Raw genomic sequence first — 18374 nt, 5'->3', positions numbered from 1 at the left:
GCGGCGCATTTGGCTGCAGGAAAGACAGTCCCTGCAGGGAGATGGACCCCGGATCCCGTGTTCCAGACGCACCGGCCGGAGGAACCTGCTCTCGTGCCGAAAATTGTCCGGAAAATCACTCTCAGCGAGTCCTGCCATGTCCATCAACCCCAAGACGACCGCCGCGATCGGCGATCACCCGCTCCACCCCATGCTGATTCCGTTCCCCGTCGCGTTCCTGGTCGGCGCTCCCATCGCCGATCTGGCCTTCATCGGAACCGGCGACGGTTTTTGGGCACGCGCCGCGATGTGGCTGATCGGCGCCGGCATCGTCATGGCGCTGGTTGCCGCCGCAGCCGGCTTCACCGACTTCTTCAGCGAGCCACGCATCCGCCGCCTGAACGATGCCTGGTACCACATGGTCGGCAATCTCGCGGCGGTGGTGCTGGCCCTGGTCAATTTCTATCTCCGCTACGCCCAAGGCGCGGAGGCGGCGATCAAGCCCTGGGGCGTCGTGCTGTCCCTGGTCGTGGTCGGCATCCTCCTGTTCACGGGATGGAAGGGCTGGGAAATGGTCTATCGCCACCACGTCGCGGTGCTGGATGCGCCGGGCCAGACCAGCTCGGAGCCGGTCAACCCGCATCATGGCGGCGAAAGCCACCGCCGCGCCGCCTGAGCGACAGTCAAGCGGACGAAGCGGCCGCAAGGCAATTGGTGAGCCGCGCGGGATTGCCGATTGCGGTGCAGCCGCCAGGCACGTCACCGGTCACGACAGTCCCGGCGCCGATCTTGGCGAAGTCGCCGATCTCGATGTCGCCGAGGATGGTCGCGCCGGAGCCGATGAACACGCCGCGACCGATGCGAGGCGAGCGCATCGGCAGGTCGCCATGGCGTCCGATGCTGACATTCTGAAGGATGGTCACCTCGTCGCCGATGACGACATTGGCACCGATCACGATGCCGGTGGCATGGTCGAGATAAACCGACGAGCCGAGGCTCGCGGCCGGATGAATGCTGACCTGCAGGACGTTCGAAGCCTCGTTCTGCAACAGCAGCGCCGCATCACGATGGTCATGACGCCATAGCCAGTGCGAGACGCGCCAGGACTGCAGCGCGACATAGCCCTTGAAGTGCAGCAGCGGCGGCAACAATCCGGCGATGGCGGGATCACGGAGCACGATGGCGCGCAGATCGCGGCCGGCCGCTTCGACCAGATCCGGTTGGCCGCGAAAGGCATCGCGGGAAAACGTCGTGAAGCGCTCGCGATCGGCGGCGCTGCCGCCCAGCCGACGCCCGATCAGATCGGCCAAGGCAGCGGTAAAATCGTCATGGGCAAGGATGGCATCGGCGACAGCCTTGCCGAAGACGGGATCCGCCGCTGCGGTGCGCCGCGCCTCGCCGCGTATCTCCTGCCAGAGGATGTCGCTCGCCACGATCGCAGTCTCCGTCCGCATTGCCGCCTGCGGTGTTTTGACGCTTGCTTCTCGCTGTCGAATATAGGACGCAGGCCGCCTGCGCGCCAATTGGCGTCGGCAACACGCGCGGCCACCTGTGCGCCATGCTCCCCGTAAGACTACGGGCTTGCTTGCCAGAGAGCTGCGGCCAGCCTTCGGCCGAAGCCCGCGGTGGCATCCGCGGGTTTTGGTACCCGCCGGACGTCAAGCTGCCGGCCAGTTCCGAATCCACGTCATCCGAGGTCACGCTCAAATATGCCGCTCAACGCCCCCGCCGACGACCAGCACGACGACATCATGTATCCATCCGCCCTGCCGTTCCTGCTGGTCCATCTCGGCTGCCTTGCGGCAATCTGGTCGGGCGTCACCTGGCAGGCGGTCGCGATCTGCGTCTCACTCTATTGCTTGCGGATGTTCGCGATCGGAGCCGGCTACCATCGCTATTTCTCGCATCGGGCGTTTGCGACCAGCCGGGTGTTTCAGTTCATCCTGGCCTGCCTTGCGCAAAGCAGCGCCCAGAAGAGCGTGTTGTGGTGGGCGGCCAAGCATCGCCACCATCACCTGCATTCCGACACTGAAAACGACGTGCATTCACCGCGTCACCGCGGCTTCCTCTATAGCCATCTCGGCTGGATCTTTTACCGGCAGCACGACGCAACCGACCTCGTGAAGGTCGGCGATCTCGCCGCCTATCCCGAGCTGATGTGGCTGCATCGGCTGGAGCTGCTGCCGGCCTTCGTGCTGGCAGGGCTCTGCTTCCTGGTCGCAGGATGGTCGGGTCTGGTGGTCGGCTTCCTCTGGAGCACGGTGCTGGTCTATCACGCGACCTTCTGCATCAATTCGCTTGCCCATGTGCACGGGCGCAAGCGCTACGTGACCGGCGATGATTCCCGTAACAACTGGCTGCTGGCATTGGTCACGCTGGGTGAGGGCTGGCACAACAATCACCACGCCTATCAGAGCAGCGTGCGACAGGGCTTTCGCTGGTGGGAGGTCGACGTGACCTATTACATCCTGACGCTGCTGTCGTGGATCGGCGTCGTCTGGAACATGAAGGCGCCGCCCGAACAGGTGCTGCGCAACGAGCAGCCGCTCGGCGCGCGGGTCATCCAGCGGGCGGCCCGCGAGCTCGCCGGACGGTTCGATGCGCAAACCCTGGCGCATGCGATCTCGTCGGCACGCCGCCGGGCCGATCTCGCCCAGTTGCAGCTGCCGACGCTGCACGACATCCTCAATCGCGCGCATGAAGGTGTCGACGCGCTGACGCATCTGCATCTGCCGAAGATCCCGACACGCGAGGAGTTTCTCGCGGAAGCCAAGGCGATGTTCGCGCGCACGCGATCGCTCAACGAGATCGTCGACCACGCCTACGAATACTTCCTGGCCTCGGTTCGCGCGCAGCTCGCCACGGCGCGCTGAAGCTTCACGCCATGCGACACCGGCCGGCAGCGGTCATGCTGCCGGGGCGCGTCCATCGCGGGCGCGGCCGGGGTCAGCTTGCTTGCGGAGGCTGAGCGCATAGAGCCAGCCGCCTGCGGCGATCAGCACCGGCAGGACGAAAAGCGCGAAATCGCGGAGCAGGATCATGGGACGATACTTCCCTGCGCGAACGACACAGCGCGGCTGAGTGCGTACGATGCGCCCCAATATAGATTGGCGCTGAGAAACAACCGCCAGGACTCGCCGAGCTGCCATTCCGGGTAGAGCTGAACTTCCGTGGGCCACCCATTGAGGAACGCAATCGCCACCGGCACCACAGGGCCGAAGCGCTCGAACAACACGGCCGCGCGCTCGAACAATGCGAGGCGCTGGCTGATTTGTTTGCGTTCAATGTTGGTCATGATCGTGCCCGTCGGCGCCGCGGAGGCGCAGTCAAGGCTTGGTCGGTGCTAGCGCGGTCCGGGTTCTATCGATCCTGCACATCTGCGTGATGGGCCTCGCAAAGCCCTCGCAGGCGCTTCGCATCGCCAGGACGACCATCGAAGTGTGACATAAACCAAACCGCCCGCCTGCGGGTTGCGCAGGCGGGCGGCTCGGGGCCATCAGGACTTTGGGGGCATGCGCCTGAAGGCTTTGAGAGGTGTAATTCTTCGGATCAGCCCTGCTGCTGGTCGGTCGGCGGCGGGGTCGGACGCGTCTTGTGCTGCGCCATGAACTGATCGAACTCTTCCTTGTCCTTGGCGTGACGCAGGCGGTCGAGGAAGTTCTTGAACTCGACCTGCTCTTCCTCGAGCCGGCGCAGTGTCTCACTGCGATACTCGTCGAAGGCGCGGTTGCCGGAGGACGGCGGGCCGAAGCCAAAGCCGAAGCCGCGGCGCTCCATGCGGTCGCGCATGCGATCCATCTTGTACTGCATCTTTTCCATCTTGTTCTGCCAGCGATCCTGATTGCTCCAGCACGACATTCTTCTGCTCCCGAGTGTGAAAAAGAGGAGGGCAAGTCCGATCGGCCACCAGATGATGAAGCCGAGAATGGTCACGGCGATCCAGCCGGGATGCCAGGGCGTGTCCAGCATGCGGGGGCGCTCGTAATATTGCTGTTGGTCCGACGGGCCGCGCCAGCGATTGACATCAGCGGTGTAGGCCATTTCCCTTCTCCATCACGGCACCAGCGCCGTTGTGAATGTAAATAACATTTACATAGCTAGACCATCCCGCGATTTTGTCAAGCTGGCAGCAAGACACGGCCGCGTGATTATTATCGCAATCTTATTTCGGCTTGCCCCAGGGGCTGCCGGGCGGCAGGCTCGAACCGGAGGGAGCCTCCGGCGGCACCGGCGGCGGCTCGGCGCCCCTGGCCGGAGGACGGCGGTCGATCGGGAAACCGAGGCCGCGCAGATAGATCAGCACCTCGGCCTCCAGCAGCTCGTCCGGCGACATCGGCAGCTTGCGTCGCGCAGCATCGCCGCGGGAAAACAGCGAGGCCACGCCATGCGACATCGACCAGATGTGCAGCGCCATCATCATCGCCGGCGGGCGGGGTGTGCCGGGCGGCGTCAGTGCGGCGAGCCGCTCGGCTGCGGCTCGAATGATGTTGAAGGCGCGTTCGCTGGCCGCCTGAAGTGCGGGATTGGCATCGACCGGCACGCCCGATTCGAACATCGCGTTGTAGAAGGCCGGCTCCGCGCGGGCAAAGGCGAGATAGGCCTTGCCGACGCGCTCGAAGGCGGTGACGGTGTCGGGCCGCCCGTCGTCCCAGGCCGCCGACAGGCGCGCCTCGAACTGCTCGAAACCGCGCTGGGCGATAGAGGACAGCAGCTCGTCACGGTCGCGGAAATGCCGGTAGGGCGCCGCCGCACTGACTCCGGCCATGCGCGCGGCATCGGCGAAGGTGAAGCCGGCCGCCCCCTTCTCGGCGATCAGCCCGAGGGCCGCCTGCAACAGGGCTTCCTTTAGATTGCCGTGGTGATAGCCGCGCTCGGCGCGGCGCTGCTCCTTGCGCCAGCTCATGTGAACGAGCTTTACATGAGCCGGGCTTCAAGGTCACTAGCGGGAATCGCTCGTGATTAACCCGTATTCTCCGCAGTCATTCCGGGCGGCTCATAGAGCCGAACTATGGTGCGCGCTTGCGCACCTGAGAATGTCGAGATTCCGGGTTCGGTCCTGCGGACCGCCCCGGAATGACGGCCCACTTGGCCGCCCGGATACCTATTCGTTCAGGGCTACATCTCCGGAATCGGCAGCACGGGCATGACCTCGATTGCCTCGCCCGGGAAGATCGCAAAATGCGGATGGTTCTCGAACAGCTTTGCAGCGTCCTCCTGCGAGGCGGCACGCACCACCGTGAAACCGGTCAGCGCGTTGCTGACCTCGGTGATTCCGCTCCCGTCGATCCTGCGGGTCTTGCCGAGCGGGCCCCCCATCTCGACGATCACGGATTTGTGCTTCTCGACCCAGCCGTGCCAAGCGGCCATGCCCTCCTGCTCCTTCGCCTTCCGCTCGGCCTCGGGCAGCGCGCGCCACGCCGCCATTTTCGATCCGCTCGTGCTGCCGAGATAGACGGCGAGAAATTTGTGTTCGGTGCTCATGGGTTTTCTCCTCAGGGTTGATTGGGAATCGCGCAGCCGCCGTCTCGTCTACGTCTTCAGGTCGCCAAACCCGGCGACGATCTCTTGCACTTCGGGCGAGTAATCGGCCATCTCCTGCACCTGGCGGACCTCGATGATCTCGTTGGCTGAAGCGGGACATTTCTTGGCCCAGGCGATCGCCTCGGCGCGCGAGGCGACCTCGATCATCCAATAGCCGCCCAGGACTTCCTTGGCTTCCGCGAAGGGCCCGTCGGTGACGATGGGCTGGCCGGTCGCAAACGAGACGCGTGCCCCGGTCGACGGCGGGTGCAGCCCATCGAGCGTGATCAGCACGCCTGCGTCCTTCAGCGCCTCGTTGTAGCGCATCATCGCGGCGACGCGCTCGGGATCGAGCTGCAGCTCCGGCGGCGCGTTCTCGTAGCCGAGCGGGATCATCAGCATCATGAATCGCATGGGAGTTCCTTGCTGCTCTCAGTCATTCCGATATGTCCTGCGGGCGGAAACGGCCGGGCCCGCGTCCCCTCCAAGACGAACGGCCTTCTGCCGGGCCGACAGCGGGACAGAAATTATTTCGAGGCCGCAGCGCAGCCGCGGCTGGCGCATTCTGGGCCGCATCGGGCTCGATCGGCTCGGCGAGGCCTTTCATGCCGGAACGAAAGCGCAGTAAAAGGAACCGGCGCTTCGCGCGCTGCTCCCGGACACAGGACAGATCAGCCAATGCCGCAAGCCCCGCAAAAAGTCGCCCTCGTCACCGGTGCCGCCCGCGGCATCGGGCTTGCGACCGCGAAGAAATTCCTGGCCGAGGGCTGGCGCGTGGCCCTGCTCGACATCGAACACGAACTGCTCGGCCGCGCGGTCGCGGACATCGGCCAGAGTGAGGCGACGCTGGCGCTGACCTGCGATGTCGCCGACGCGGCCGCAGTCAGCACCGCAATGACGACGATCGAGCGGCGGTTCGGCCGGCTGGACGCGCTGGTCAACAATGCCGGCATCGCGGTGTTCGCGCCGCTGATGGAGACGTCGGATGCCGACTGGCGCCGCGTGCTCGAGGTCAACCTCACCGGACCGTTCCTCTGCACCAAGGCGGCGGTGCCCCTAATGCGCGACGGTGGTGGCGGCGCCATCGTCAACATCACCTCGATCTCAGCCGTGCGCGCTTCGACGCTGCGCTCGGCCTACGGCACCAGCAAAGCAGGCCTTGCACACCTTACCAAGCAGCTCGCGGTCGAGCTCGCCTCCCTCAACATCCGCGTCAACGCGGTCGCACCGGGGCCGGTCGACACCGCGATGGCGAAGCAGGTGCACACCAAGGAGATCCGCGCCGACTATCACGACGCCATTCCGCTCAACCGCTACGGCCTGGAAGAGGAACTCGCGGAAGCGATCTATTTCCTGTGCTCGGGCCGCGCGAGCTACATCACCGGCCAAATTTTGGCCGTGGACGGCGGCTTCGATGCGGCGGGCATCGGCCTGCCGACGCTGCGCGGGCAAAGGCGCAACGGGTAGGCGCAGGATTTGTAGGGTGGGCAAAGGCGCAACGCGCCGATCCCAAATTTGCGGTGCGGATGGTGGGCACGCTACGCTTTGCCCACCCTACGAAAGCGAGTTGGTGGAGAGTTCATGCAACGCATCACCTTCCTCAAAGCTCTGATGCTTGCATCCGCGCTGCTCGCCGCCGCGCCTGCGGCGGCCGAGATCCGCATCATCCAGTCCCCGGGCGGACAGGTCGGGCCGTTCCTCGATCTGTTCGAAAAGGTCCGCGACAGTGGCGAGCGCGTGGTGATCGACGGCCCCTGCCTGTCCGCCTGCACGCTGGTGCTGAGCATCGTGCCGGGCGAGCGCATCTGCGTCACCAAGCGCGCCGTGCTCGGCTTCCATGCCGCACGCTCGGTTGACCGGCGCGGCCGCTTCTATGCCGAGCCGGAAGCATCGGTCGCGGTGCTTGCCGCCTATCCCGGTCCGGTGCGCGACTGGATCAGCCGACGTGGCGGTCTGACCTCGCGGTTGCTGCTGTTGAAGGGGCGCGATCTCGCCGCGATCTATCCGCGTTGCCGCTGATACAGCCGGCAGCCGCCACCGCTTTCAAAACAGCGTCTGGATCACTGGCGCCAGCTTCGCGCTGGCGCAAATGAGCATTCCCCAAAGAGCAAAGTTGATCTGTAGCGCCGCCGCCATCGGTCGCTCCCCTTGCAAGTGATGTCCATCCCAGTTTGTAGCTTTTATGACTCACCAATAACGATTCTGACGTGCAGAGCACAGCCCAATCTTGCGCCAATTGTTGTGCGATGCAGCTCGCTTCACGAAGCGGCCTCACTGCGTCCGCAAAGTGATGCGAAAGCACGACTCATATTCGGCCATGCTGGCAAGTTTGTTTTGCCTTGAGTTCCATTGAACCGACGATGCGCGTGTCTCACGCAGATTCTGCGCGCCGATTGTGGAGGCAAAAGCCCGGCATGATTCGACACGGCTTGATCGTGCTCACTTTTTGCACAGCGCTGATCGGATGCGCAGAGGCGCCAGCGCAGGAACGCCGCGCCATTGCATGGGACGGCCTCGGCAAGGATCCGAACCGTCCGCATGTGGCCAAGCGGCGCGTCACGACCGGCGCGCCGGCTGCAAGTGATCCCAATCAGGAGCGCGAAAAAGTGCTCGGCACATTGCGCCCCTATTCCGAGGCGTGGTGGGCGGTCCAGGACGAGATACAGGCGGAGAACGACAGGAAGCTGGGCGCCAAGCTCGTGATCTGTCCTCGCTGCGTGGAATCGTCGCCGCCGCCCGAGGACGTCACCGGATCAATCCGGTGAAAGGACAACGGCTGATCGGCGCCTGACGTAACGAAACGTACGTCCCCTCTCCCGCAGCATTGGAGAGAGGGGATCGCAACGTGACGGTCGCGCCCAAAGCGCGATGATAGGATAAATCGTCATCGCGCTTTAGGTTGTTGTTTGAGCATGATCTTTTCGGAAAACCGCTTCACACTTTTCCGGATCATGCTCCTATCACATGCCCTCGGCCGGGCAATTCACCATCCAGGGAATGCCGAACTTGTCGACACACATGCCGAAGCCCTTGGCCCAGAACGTCTTGCTGAAGGGCATGGTGACGCTGCCGCCGTCGGCAAGCGCGTTGAACTTGCGCTCACCATCCGCGGGGTCCTTGACCGTAAGCGAGATTGCAAAGCCCTGCGGCTTCTGGAAATGCTCGGCCGGCGAGTCGGAGGCCATCAATACCGTGCCGTCCGGCAGTGACATCCGCGCATGCATGATCATCTTCTCGCGCCCGGGCGTAGCCGGCACCTCCGGCGGCGCATCCGATGCGCGCATCATCGCGTCGATCTTGCCGCCGAGAACCTTGGCGTAATAGTTGAACGCTGCTTCGCAATTGTCCTGGTAGAACAGATAGGGATTGAGCATCGTTTCTCTCCTCTTCGTTTGCAGTGAGGCTTATTGCTTCTCGGTGAGCTTCTTCAGGCCGGCGAGGCCGGTCTCGAAATCCTTGCCGATCATGCTGTCCATGTTGAAGAACACCTGCATCAGCTTGGACAGGAACGGGGCCGGACCGTACATTACCCATGTGACGAGTGTGGCATCGCCTTGCGGCACAAAGGTGAACTCGGCGGTGTTGTGGCCTTCGAACGGCCGCTCGAAATCAAGCTTGATGCGGAGCTTGGAGGGGCCGTTCGCCTCCAGGATCTCCATATGGCCGGCGCCGACCTTGTTGTTGCCTTCCCAGGCATAGGTCGCACCCTTCCCTGCCGCGGTTCCGCCGAACGTCCGCTTCATGGCGGGATCGCGGGTCTCATACGGCGACCAGGCGGTCCAGCGATGGAAATCGGCAACCAGCGGATAGATCACAGCGGCCGGTGCCTTGACGGCGAGCGAGCGTTCCACACGGAACGTGTCGGGTTTCGTCAGGGCGAAGACGAGGACCGCGGCAAGGCCGGCGGCGAGAACGATGGCGATGACGGCAATGGCTTTCAGCATGGATGGCTCTCCGTGGATACGGAGCCTAGGACGAACGGGGGAGGCCCCGGCCCGACAATGGGACAGAAATTCTTTGGCGCACTGCGCACCCCACGTCCTGGCGTGGAAACAGACGGGCCTACTTCGCCTTGGCGCTTTCCTTTGCCTTCGGCTGGCTGTCCCGGATCAGGCGATCGAGATGCATGCGGATGTGGGCGGCTTCGGCCGAGGTGTTGGCGAGCGCGATGGCGCGGTCGAAGGCGATTCGGGCTTCGTCGTTGCGGCCGAGCTGCATCAGGAAGGCGCCGCGCACGCCGTAGAAATGGAAATAATTGGCGAGCTTCGGCGCCAGCGGCTCGATCAGCTCGAGCGCGGCCTGCGGCCCGCGCACCTTGGAGACCGCGACCGCCCGGTTGAGCGTCACCACCGGCGAGGGCTGCACCACTTCGAGCGCGCCGTAGAGCAGGTCGATCTCCGTCCAGTCGGTCTCCTCCGGCGTCGCCGCGCGCGCATGCAGGGCGGCGATCGCGGCCTGGATCTGGTAGGGCCCGCTGCGGCGGTGGCGCATCGCCTTGTCGATCAGCGCGAGGCCCTCCGCGATCATGGTGCCGTTCCACAAGGAACGATCCTGATCATCCAGCAGGATCAGTGACCCGTCCGCGGCAAAGCGCGCCGCGCTGCGCGCGTGCTGCAACAGGATCAGCGCGGTCAGGCCCATGATCTCCGGCTCGCTCGGAAACAGCCGCAGCAGCAGCCGCGCCAGCCGGATCGCCTCCTCGCACAGCGGCTTCCTGATCTCCGCGGTGTCACCGCTCGCCGAATAGCCTTCATTGAAGATCAGGTAGATCATCGCCGCGACGCCGGCGAGCCGTTCAGAGCGCTCGACCGCGCCCGGCGCCTCGAACGGCGTCCCGGCCTCGGCCACCTTTGCCTTGGCGCGCGTGATGCGCTGCTCCATCGCCGCTTCCGAGACCAGGAACGCGCGGGCGATCTGCTTCACCGTGAGGCCCGAGACGATGCGCAGCGCCAGCGCGATCTGCTGCGTCGCCGGCAGTCCTGGATGGCAGCAGATGAACATCAGCCGCAAGATGTCGTCGCGATAATGCGAGCCGTCGAGCCGCTCGGCCAGCTCGCCTTCGGCGTCGTCGAGATCGGAGATCGCCTGGTCGTCCTCAGGCAGCGGCTGCTGCCTGCGCGCGCGTCGCACTTCGTCGATCGCGACGTTGCGGCCGACCATGATCAGCCAGGCCGCGGGATCGCGCGGCGGCCCATTCTGCGGCCAGGTCTTGAGCGCGCGCAGGCAGGCGTTCTGAAACGCCTCCTCGGCGGTGTCGAGATCGCGGAAATAGCGCAACAGCGCGCCGACCGCCTGGGGTCGCGCCGAAGTCAGCGCAGTCTCGATCCAGGCGGTATCGGCCTCGCTCACGTCAGGTTTCCTCCGGGCCGGAATACGCCGACGGGACGCACCTCATAGGCGCCGCCGGGATTGGCGGCACCCAGCTCGCGTGCGACGTCGAGCGCGTCGTCGAGATTCTTGCAGTCGACGATGTAGAAGCCGAGCAGCTGCTCCTTGGTCTCGGCATAGGGGCCGTCGAGCACCAGCGGCGGATCCTCCTTGCGCAGCGTCGCCGCCGCGGTCGTCGGCAACAGCCGCGCCACCGGCCCGAGTCGACCCTGCCTGGTGAGCTTCTCCTGCACCACGGTGAGCTTCTTCATCACGGCCTCGTCCTGTTCCTTGCTCCAGGAGCCGACGAAATCCTCATCGTGATAGCAAAGAATGGCGTAAAGCATGGGCAGCACTTCCCTCGTCTGTTCTGAAGACGCGCCAATATGCCCCGCCCCGACAGCGCTGCGGAAAAAATTTGCAAGAAAAATCCGGCAGATCGTGCCAAGGAGGACCTTCTTGCGCGGAACCTGAAGAGGCACTTCGAATGACCATGGGCACACTGGCCGTCCTGATCAACAGCACGCAGCAGAACTGGCTGCCGGAGCGCTGGAAGGCCCGCTTCGACGCGGTCTGCGGGGGACGCCGCGTGGTGCTGCTGCCGGACGCCGGGCTCGATCCGGCGGAGGTGCATTATGCGGCGGTGTGGAAGCCGGTGCCCGGCGATCTCGGTGCGTTCCCCAATCTGCGGGCGATCTTCAACCTTGGCGCCGGCGTTGACGCGCTAATGGCGGACAAGAGCCTGCCCGAGGTGCCGCTGGTGCGCGTCGCCGTGCCCGATCTCACCAATCGCATGACCGAATATGTCATGCTGCACGTTCTGATGCATCACCGCCAGGAGCTTTACCTGCGGCAATCGCAGCGCGAGAAGCGCTGGGAGCCCAGATATCAGTGGCCGGCCAGCGCGGTCACGGTCGGCGTCATGGGATTGGGCACGCTAGGCGCCGATGCGGCCGACGTGCTGCGGCGGCTCGGCTTCCGCGTCGCCGGCTGGAGCCGCAGCCCGCGCACGATCGAGGGCGTCGAATGCTTCCATGGCGCCGCCGGAATGGACGCGTTCCTGCGCAAGACCGATATCCTGGTCTGCCTGCTGCCGCTGACATCAGACACGCACGGCATTCTCAACCGCGAGGTCTTCGCCAAGCTCAATCGCATCAGCCCGCTCGGCGCGCCGGTGCTGATCAATGCAGGCCGCGGCGGCCTGCAGAACGAGGCCGATATTCTCGCCTGCCTCGACGACGGCACGCTCGGCGCCGCCTCGCTCGACGTCTTCGTGCAGGAGCCGCAGCCGAAGGACAGCCGGTTCTGGACCCACCCCAAGGTGGTGTTGACGCCGCACAATGCCGCCGACACCGACGCGGATGCGATCTCGGCCTATGTCGCCGAGCAGATCGCCCGGTTTGAGGCGGGCGGCGCGCTGGAGAACGTGGTGGACCGAAAGCGGGGATATTGAAGCTTCGCTTCCAGCTTATCCTTTGGCGCCGATCATCACGTCGATCGCGCTCTTGACGATCGCCTCCAGCTCCTTGCGCGGCACGCGGGCGCGGGAGCGGATGGCGATGGTGTGGATGGTGGCCGATGCGATCTGTGCCAGCGCGAACGGATCGGCGCTCTCCGGCAGCTCGCCTTTCTCCTTGGCGCGGCGGAAGCAACTGGCAAAGGCCTTGTCGAGCCCGGTGAGGCCGTCCAGCACCATGGCGCGGATCTCGGGATCGCCGACCGCCTCGGAGGCCGCGGTCACGACCGTGAAGCAACCGCGCGGTCCGGTGTCGCCGGACAGATAGATGTCCAGCGCGGCTGCGTAGATGCGCTCCAGCCGCTGGCGCAGCGGCATCTCCTCGCGGAAGATCGCGACCATCGCCGCGCCCGCCTCGTCGCGGTAGCGCTGATAGCTCTTGATGTAGAGCTCGCGCTTGTCGCCGAAGGCGCCGTAGAGGCTCGGCCGGTTCATGCCGGTGGCTGCGCTGAGATCGTCGAGCGAGGTGGCCGCGAAACCCTGCTTGCGGAACAGATCGAGCGCCTTGCCGAGCGCGATATCGGGCTCGTAGGCGCGCGGACGGCCGCGGCGCTTAGGCCCACCGCGACGCTCGGACTCGCCGCGACGCTCGGGCTGATTGGCAGCAGCTGGCGGCTTCGATTTTTGTACCATTCCGCAAGTTATTCCTTGACCTCACCCATATTATGCAAGATGGTACAAAAATCAATCTGGCCAGGTTGAGCGACACCCAAAGAGGAATTGCCCAAGGAGGCTACAGATGGATCTCTATTTCTCGCCGCTTGCCTGCTCGATGGCGACACGCGTCGCGCTGTATGAAGCCGGCGCCGAGGCGAACTACCTCGAAGTCGATCCGCCGACCAAGAAGGTCTTGAGCGACGGCTCCGACTTCCGCACCGTGAATCCGATCGGCCTCGTGCCGACGCTGCGCACCGATGAAGGCATGGTGCTGACGGAGAACGCTGCGATCCTGCAATATGTCGCGGACCGTTTCCCGCAAGCCGGCCTCGGCGCGAGCGCCGGCATCGAGCGCACCCGGCTGCATCAATGGCTCTGCTTCATCGGCACCGAGCTGCACAAGGGCCTCTTCATCCCCATGCTCGACCGCAAGGCGCCGCAGGAAGCCAAGGCCTATGCCCTGGAAAAGAACCTGTCGCGGCTCGACTATCTCGACAATTACCTGAAAGGACGCGAGTTCCTGCTCGACCATTTCAGCGTGGCCGATGCCTATCTCGTCACGGTCATCAACTGGACCATGGCGACGCCGCCGATCGAGCTTGCGAAATGGCCGAACCTGAAGGCGTATCACGAACGGCTGCGTCAGCGACCTTCGATTGCCAAGGCGATCGCGGAGGAGTTCGAGCTGTACAAGGCCGAGCTCGCGCGGAAGAAGGCGGCGGCCTGAAGCCGCACGCGAGCTCCGTAATCGCGCGGCAGCGCGCTATCTCGGCGCCTGCAGCGCGATGCCGTAGCGGCGGTAGATCCGGTCGATCGTGCCGTCGCTGCGCAGCCGCTCCACGGCTGCGTCGATGGCTTCGCGCAACGCATCGTCCGGGCGGACCATGCCGACGCCGACATTCCAGTTCAGATCGGCCGTGCTCTCGTCGCGATCGAGGATCCGGAGCGGTTTGTCCGGATGGGTCAGATTGAAATAGCTGGCGGCGGTGGGCGTGACCGCGGCGGCGTCGATCTCGCGGTTCGACACGGCCTCCAGGCTGTCGCTCTCGAAGCCGAAGGTCGATATCGGCACGCGCCGCTGACCGATGATCATGGCTGCGATCGATCCAACCTGCACGCCCACCTTGGTCGATTCGTTGAGGCTGGCGAAGGACGTGAGCGTGCTGGATGACGGCACGGCGAGCGCGACGCCTGTGCGATAATACGGTTTGGAGATTCTCAGACGGGTTTCGCCTTGCGCTTCGCGATCGGCGATGACGTCCAGGAGAATGTCGCAGCCGGCGCTGCGCATCTGGTACTGCGTGATGATCCAGTCGAGCCGCAGCGAGACACCGAGCTCGCGTGCCAGCACCCGACCGAGTTCGACCTGGAAGCCGGGCGGATCGCCGGTCTTGTGCGCGAAGGGAAGCGAATTGGGATGTGCGCAGAGCCCGATCACGCCGCTGGAGCGGATCGCCTCCAGGGGGCGCGCCGCCGCCTGCCCCGACAGGACGATGGCGGCAGCGACGATGACCGGGGCAAATGTCTTCATTCCACACTCTATGCTAGTCAGCCGTCGCGCGGTTTCAGGGCGCGGATGTACTTGACCATCTGGTCGATCTGGGCGTCGGTGAAGGCGCCGTCAAAGGCCGGCATCGCTCCTTGCTTGCCGAGCTTGATGCGACTGCGGATATAGTCGTCGTCGCGCGGCGAATTCATCAGTTGCGGCCCCTTCCCAGCGGCCCGGCCACCGTCGGAGTGACAGAAGCCGCAAGTCCCCGCAAACACCTGCTCGACCTCGAACGCCGCGTTCTCCGGCGCGGGTGTGGCGGATTGGGCCTGGGCCATCGCAGCCCACAGCAACGAGGCGCCCAGCCCCGCCAAAATCGTCTTGCAAGACAGTCTCAACAGCTACGCTCCATTCCTGAGCCACGCGGCCGCGACATCGATCGAGGAGCGGGCTTGCGCCCGCTCCATGATCAGAACATCTGCGGCAGACTATTTCAGGCTGAAGACGACCAGGGCGCCGTCGTCACGCGGCATGCTCTTGTAGACGCCGCCGAAGTTCGGCGCATATTCGTCCGCCAGCATCCCGCCGAAGCCCGCCGTCACCGCGATATATTGCTTGCCGCCGACGGAGTAGCTGACGATCCCGCCCTGATGGCCGGTGCCGTTGTTGTGCCTCCATAGCTCGGCGCCAGTTTCGGCATCATAGGCGTGCAGCACGCCACGCGAATCAGGCACGAAGACGAGGTTGCCTGCGGTCGACAGCACGCTTCCGAGCGGAGGCTCGGGATAGCGAACCTCCCATTTCTTCGCGCCCGTGATGGGATCGCGCGCGTCGAGATGTCCGTAGATCTCGCCACCCGGAGGAGGCACCATCTTGAAATCGGCACCGATGTTGAGCTGGACCTGCGGCGTGGTGACCGGCGTCGTCTTCTGGATATCCAGCGTCATGCACCATTCCTGTCCGATCTTGTAATAGAGACCGGTCTTGGGGCTGTAGGAGCCGGCGTTCCAGCTGATGCCGCCGCCGATGAACGGACACAGCGGCGGTTCGGTGACCTTGCCGACCGGGAAATCGCGACGGCCGATCAGGGCGCCGGTCTTGGGATCGATGTCCTTGACGAAGTTGATGTTCTCGACCAGCCGCCAGACGTTCTTCACTTTGAGATTGCGGTCGTAGACGAAGACAAAGCCGCCCTTGTTCGGATGGACCACGTATTTCTGGCCATCACGCTCGAGCATCACGAATTCGCCGACCGAGCTGTCGAAGTCCCAGGCATCGTGCGGCAGTTCCTGATGGTAGAATTTCAGCTTGCCGGTATCGATGTCGAGCCCGATCACCGAGCTCGTATAGAGGTTATCGCCGGGACGCGCCCCCTGGGTCTTGTAGTCCGGACCCGACCAATCGTAGAGCGGCGCCGGATTCGCAGTGCCCCACAGGACAGTGTTGGTCTCGGAATCGTAGGTGCCCGGCATCCAGCCGCCACCACCGCCGGTGCGCCAGGACTCGTTGCCCCAGGTCTTCATCGCCTCTTCGGTGCCTGCGACCGTGAGGAACTCCCACTTCTTCTTTCCGGTTGCGGCATCGAGCGCGAAGATCGGGCCGCGGCCCGGCCATTCGCCGCCTTGCGCGCCGATGATCACGCTGCCCTTGGCGTAGAGCGGCGCGCCGGTGAAGCCGACCGTCAGCTTCTGCGAGTCGATCAGCCTGGTCTCCCAGAGAACCTTTCCGGTCTTGGCGTCCAGCCCGAAGACACGACCGTCCATGGTGCCGACGAAGACCTTGCCTTCGCCGAGAGCGACGCCGCGGTTATAGGGCGAGTGGGTCTGGCGGCTGATCAGCGCTTCATCCAGCTCCGGAAAGAACGACCAGATCACCTCGCCGCTGGCGCCGTTCAGCGCGAAGACCCGGCTGTAAGAGCCCGAATAGTACAGCACGCCGTCGGCGACGAGCGGCATCGACTGCAGGCCGCGCGTCGATCGCCCGGGAATGTGCATCCATGCCACGCCCAGATTGCCGACATTGCTCGTATTGATCTGTGTAAGCGGGCTGTAGTGATGGGATTTGTACGAACCGTGATAGGTGAGCCAATCGTTCTGGCCGGCGGCCTCGATCCGGGCCGTATCCACGGACTGAGCCAATGCCGCCGTCGCTGCAAGTGTCGCAACGACAACGACAGCCAAGGCCGAGCTGAGCCACTGTTTCCTCATTTGCACTTCCTCCCGCTCTTGTGTTTGTTGATTGCGTCTCGTGAATGCGGCTTGCGAGGGGTATTTGCAGTTCAGTGTGCGTCGATCGTCCTCCATCGGACCGAATCGTCAACAGACGTCCCCTCTCTCGGCGCATCGCGCCGAGGAGCCACGTTCACTGGAGTGGTTGCTGTTGTACTTCTGCTTGCCGTTACACTGTACGACGGATCACAGGGCGTGCAAATATGGAATGCGCGCCGAAGTCAATTCGATGCAGCGCGACTTGAAACGGCAACGACGCTGACCGTTTTTGCTTTCGCTCCGCCGATCCCGGAACAAGTCGTCTTATCCGTAAAGCACCTTCGGCAGAATCGTGACGATGCCCGGCCACAGCGTCAGCAGCAGCACGAATCCGATCATGATCATGAGGTACGGCATCGTGACGCGGGCGATATAGCCGAGACCGTCGTCGGTCAGCCCCTGGATCACGAACAGGTTGAAGCCGACGGGCGGCGTGATCTGCGCCATCTCCACGGCGAGCACAAGGAAGACGCCGAACCAGACCTCGTCGAAGCCGGCACCCTTCACGATCGGCAGCACGATCGGCAGCGTCATCACGATCATCGAGAAGCCGTCGAGGAAACAGCCGAGCACGAGATAGAAGACGATCAGCGCCACGATCAGCATGAACGGCGACAGGCCGAGGCCCTTGACGAACGCGGCCACCGCCTGCGGGATGCCGAGGAAGGCCGCGGCATTGCCGAGGATCGAAGCCCCCAGCACGATCAGCGCGATCATCGAGCAAGTGACGACCGAGCCGATCAAGACGTCGCGGATCACCTGCTGCGACATTGCGCCTTGCGCCCAGGCAACCAGGGCCGCGCCGAGCACGCCGACCGCGGCAGCTTCCGAGGGCGTTGCGAGCCCGCCATACATCGAGCCGAGCACGCATGCGATCAGAAACAGCGCCGGCGCGAGATCCTTCAGTGCTGTAAAGCGCTCGCTCCACGGCACCTGCGAGAGCTTGGCTTCGGTCTCGGGCACCATCGCGGGTTTGAGGGTGGTGTGCAGCATCACCCAGGCCATGAACGTCGCGGCCAGCAGGAAGCCCGGCAGCACGCCGGCGGTGAACAGCTTCAGGATCGAGACGTCGCCGAGCACGCCGTAGATGATCATGATGTTGGAGGGCGGGATCAGGAAGCCCAGCGTGCCGGCGCCGGCGAGCGAGCCGATCGCGATGTCACGGGAATAACCTCGGCGCGTGAGCTCGCTGAGCGACATGCGGCCGATCACCTGCGTCGTCGCGGCCGACGAGCCCGAGATCGCCGCGAAGATGGTGCAGCCGATCACGTTCACATGCAGCAGGCGCCCGGGCAGCAGCCCGGCCCAGGGCGCCAATCCCTGAAACAGGGAGCGTGACAGACGGGTGCGGAATAGCAACTCGCCCATCAGGATGAACAACGGCAGCGCCAGCAGCTCCTGCGTGGTCAGGATGTTCCAGGCGTATTGCGGCAGCAGCTTGTCGAGCGGGACCGAACGGAACATCGCGAGCAGCAGCGTCGCGGTCAGCGCAAGCGTGAGGCCGATCCAGACGCCGCAAGCTAGCAGCACAAACAGGATCGCGAACAGGGCGACGACTTCGATGGTCATGCGATCTTGG

At 64.5% G+C, this 18374-nt stretch carries 23 protein-coding genes; 7 read left to right on the top strand and 16 right to left on the bottom strand.

Annotated features, from left to right (window positions below; all coding sequences use genetic code 11):
- Window positions 1-136: 136 nt before the first annotated feature.
- Complete coding sequence (locus I6F37_RS11145) at window positions 137-655, top strand: DUF2231 domain-containing protein (RefSeq protein WP_035998550.1); 519 nt, start codon at window positions 137-139, stop codon at window positions 653-655.
- A 7-nt stretch (window positions 656-662) separates the two neighbouring features.
- On the opposite strand, the gene I6F37_RS11140 is transcribed toward I6F37_RS11145, so the two are convergent.
- Entirely contained in the window at window positions 663-1433 is a 771-nt protein-coding gene (locus tag I6F37_RS11140) for a DapH/DapD/GlmU-related protein (protein ID WP_036021861.1), read from the bottom strand.
- A gap of 255 nt (window positions 1434-1688) precedes the next feature.
- Here I6F37_RS11140 and I6F37_RS11135 point away from each other — a divergent pair, with 255 nt between their 5' ends.
- Window positions 1689-2852 carry a fatty acid desaturase gene (locus tag I6F37_RS11135; protein WP_074447699.1) on the top strand — a complete coding sequence of 388 codons (1164 nt, stop codon included), beginning with the start codon at window positions 1689-1691 and terminating at the stop codon, window positions 2850-2852.
- A gap of 33 nt (window positions 2853-2885) precedes the next feature.
- Here I6F37_RS11135 and I6F37_RS45530 read toward each other — a convergent pair whose 3' ends face one another.
- The 6 genes from I6F37_RS45530 to I6F37_RS11110 all read right to left on the bottom strand — a co-directional run bounded on the left by I6F37_RS45530 (window position 2886) and on the right by I6F37_RS11110 (window position 5913).
- Window positions 2886-3020: a hypothetical protein gene (locus I6F37_RS45530; RefSeq protein WP_271542926.1), complete on the bottom strand. Its 135-nt coding sequence runs from the start codon at window positions 3018-3020 to the stop codon at window positions 2886-2888.
- Window positions 3017-3274 carry a hypothetical protein gene (locus I6F37_RS11130; protein WP_035998541.1) on the bottom strand — a complete coding sequence of 86 codons (258 nt, stop codon included), beginning with the start codon at window positions 3272-3274 and terminating at the stop codon, window positions 3017-3019. Before I6F37_RS11130 ends, I6F37_RS45530 begins: the two co-directional genes overlap by 4 nt.
- Before the next feature lie 254 nt (window positions 3275-3528).
- Window positions 3529-4020 carry a DUF2852 domain-containing protein gene (locus tag I6F37_RS11125; protein ID WP_035998538.1) on the bottom strand — a complete coding sequence of 164 codons (492 nt, stop codon included), beginning with the start codon at window positions 4018-4020 and terminating at the stop codon, window positions 3529-3531.
- A gap of 121 nt (window positions 4021-4141) precedes the next feature.
- Window positions 4142-4882, bottom strand: a complete 741-nt coding sequence (locus I6F37_RS11120) for a TetR/AcrR family transcriptional regulator (RefSeq protein ID WP_225149241.1) — start codon at window positions 4880-4882, stop codon at window positions 4142-4144.
- Between the two features lie 212 nt (window positions 4883-5094).
- Entirely contained in the window at window positions 5095-5460 is a 366-nt protein-coding gene (locus I6F37_RS11115) for a YciI family protein (protein ID WP_036021849.1), read from the bottom strand.
- Window positions 5461-5508: 48 nt separating this feature from the next.
- Window positions 5509-5913 carry a YciI family protein gene (locus I6F37_RS11110; protein WP_035998515.1) on the bottom strand — a complete coding sequence of 135 codons (405 nt, stop codon included), beginning with the start codon at window positions 5911-5913 and terminating at the stop codon, window positions 5509-5511.
- Window positions 5914-6177: 264 nt separating this feature from the next.
- Between I6F37_RS11110 and I6F37_RS11105 the strand changes: the two genes are divergently transcribed.
- The 3 genes from I6F37_RS11105 to I6F37_RS11095 all read left to right on the top strand — a co-directional run bounded on the left by I6F37_RS11105 (window position 6178) and on the right by I6F37_RS11095 (window position 8264).
- Window positions 6178-6966, top strand: a complete 789-nt coding sequence (locus tag I6F37_RS11105; protein ID WP_036021843.1) for an SDR family NAD(P)-dependent oxidoreductase — start codon at window positions 6178-6180, stop codon at window positions 6964-6966.
- Window positions 6967-7080: 114 nt separating this feature from the next.
- Window positions 7081-7518 carry a hypothetical protein gene (locus I6F37_RS11100; RefSeq protein WP_035998510.1) on the top strand — a complete coding sequence of 146 codons (438 nt, stop codon included), beginning with the start codon at window positions 7081-7083 and terminating at the stop codon, window positions 7516-7518.
- Between the two features lie 395 nt (window positions 7519-7913).
- Window positions 7914-8264 carry a hypothetical protein gene (locus I6F37_RS11095; RefSeq protein ID WP_036041329.1) on the top strand — a complete coding sequence of 117 codons (351 nt, stop codon included), beginning with the start codon at window positions 7914-7916 and terminating at the stop codon, window positions 8262-8264.
- A gap of 195 nt (window positions 8265-8459) precedes the next feature.
- On the opposite strand, the gene I6F37_RS11090 is transcribed toward I6F37_RS11095, so the two are convergent.
- The 4 genes from I6F37_RS11090 to I6F37_RS11075 form a co-directional block, all read right to left on the bottom strand.
- Window positions 8460-8873 (bottom strand): VOC family protein, encoded by a 414-nt coding sequence (locus I6F37_RS11090; protein WP_035998505.1) that lies wholly within the window; start codon window positions 8871-8873, stop codon window positions 8460-8462.
- Window positions 8874-8903: 30 nt separating this feature from the next.
- A complete protein-coding gene (gene kdpF / locus I6F37_RS11085) occupies window positions 8904-9443 on the bottom strand; it encodes a K(+)-transporting ATPase subunit F (protein WP_225126328.1) in 540 nt (179 codons plus the stop codon).
- A gap of 118 nt (window positions 9444-9561) precedes the next feature.
- A complete protein-coding gene (locus I6F37_RS11080; protein ID WP_035998501.1) occupies window positions 9562-10848 on the bottom strand; it encodes an RNA polymerase sigma factor in 1287 nt (428 codons plus the stop codon).
- Window positions 10845-11213 (bottom strand): YciI family protein, encoded by a 369-nt coding sequence (locus I6F37_RS11075; protein WP_035998498.1) that lies wholly within the window; start codon window positions 11211-11213, stop codon window positions 10845-10847. The genes I6F37_RS11080 and I6F37_RS11075 overlap by 4 nt, the downstream gene beginning before the upstream one ends.
- A gap of 140 nt (window positions 11214-11353) precedes the next feature.
- On the opposite strand from I6F37_RS11075, the gene I6F37_RS11070 reads away from it, so the two are divergent.
- A complete protein-coding gene (locus tag I6F37_RS11070; protein ID WP_035998496.1) occupies window positions 11354-12319 on the top strand; it encodes a glyoxylate/hydroxypyruvate reductase A in 966 nt (321 codons plus the stop codon).
- A 15-nt stretch (window positions 12320-12334) separates the two neighbouring features.
- Here the strand turns inward: I6F37_RS11070 and I6F37_RS11065 are convergent, their stop codons facing one another.
- Window positions 12335-13015, bottom strand: a complete 681-nt coding sequence (locus I6F37_RS11065; protein WP_035998494.1) for a TetR/AcrR family transcriptional regulator — start codon at window positions 13013-13015, stop codon at window positions 12335-12337.
- Between the two features lie 106 nt (window positions 13016-13121).
- Here I6F37_RS11065 and I6F37_RS11060 point away from each other — a divergent pair, with 106 nt between their 5' ends.
- Window positions 13122-13766 carry a glutathione binding-like protein gene (locus tag I6F37_RS11060; RefSeq protein ID WP_035998492.1) on the top strand — a complete coding sequence of 215 codons (645 nt, stop codon included), beginning with the start codon at window positions 13122-13124 and terminating at the stop codon, window positions 13764-13766.
- A gap of 36 nt (window positions 13767-13802) precedes the next feature.
- On the opposite strand, the gene I6F37_RS11055 is transcribed toward I6F37_RS11060, so the two are convergent.
- The 4 genes from I6F37_RS11055 to I6F37_RS11040 all read right to left on the bottom strand — a co-directional run bounded on the left by I6F37_RS11055 (window position 13803) and on the right by I6F37_RS11040 (window position 18364).
- Window positions 13803-14570: an ABC transporter substrate-binding protein gene (locus I6F37_RS11055; RefSeq protein ID WP_035998489.1), complete on the bottom strand. Its 768-nt coding sequence runs from the start codon at window positions 14568-14570 to the stop codon at window positions 13803-13805.
- A 17-nt stretch (window positions 14571-14587) separates the two neighbouring features.
- Complete coding sequence (locus I6F37_RS11050; protein ID WP_225112963.1) at window positions 14588-14902, bottom strand: cytochrome c; 315 nt, start codon at window positions 14900-14902, stop codon at window positions 14588-14590.
- A 114-nt stretch (window positions 14903-15016) separates the two neighbouring features.
- Window positions 15017-16735 carry a PQQ-binding-like beta-propeller repeat protein gene (locus I6F37_RS11045; protein WP_035998486.1) on the bottom strand — a complete coding sequence of 573 codons (1719 nt, stop codon included), beginning with the start codon at window positions 16733-16735 and terminating at the stop codon, window positions 15017-15019.
- Between the two features lie 324 nt (window positions 16736-17059).
- The gene (locus I6F37_RS11040; protein WP_035998483.1) at window positions 17060-18364 is read right to left on the bottom strand and encodes a TRAP transporter large permease; all 1305 of its coding nucleotides are present in this window, start codon (window positions 18362-18364) and stop codon (window positions 17060-17062) included.
- Window positions 18365-18374 lie beyond the last annotated feature (10 nt).

Origin of the sequence: Bradyrhizobium sp. NBAIM08 (genome assembly GCF_020193935.1) — a bacterium.
Classification (GTDB): domain Bacteria; phylum Pseudomonadota; class Alphaproteobacteria; order Rhizobiales; family Xanthobacteraceae; genus Bradyrhizobium; species Bradyrhizobium yuanmingense.
This window is presented reverse-complemented; position numbering and strand designations above follow the sequence as displayed.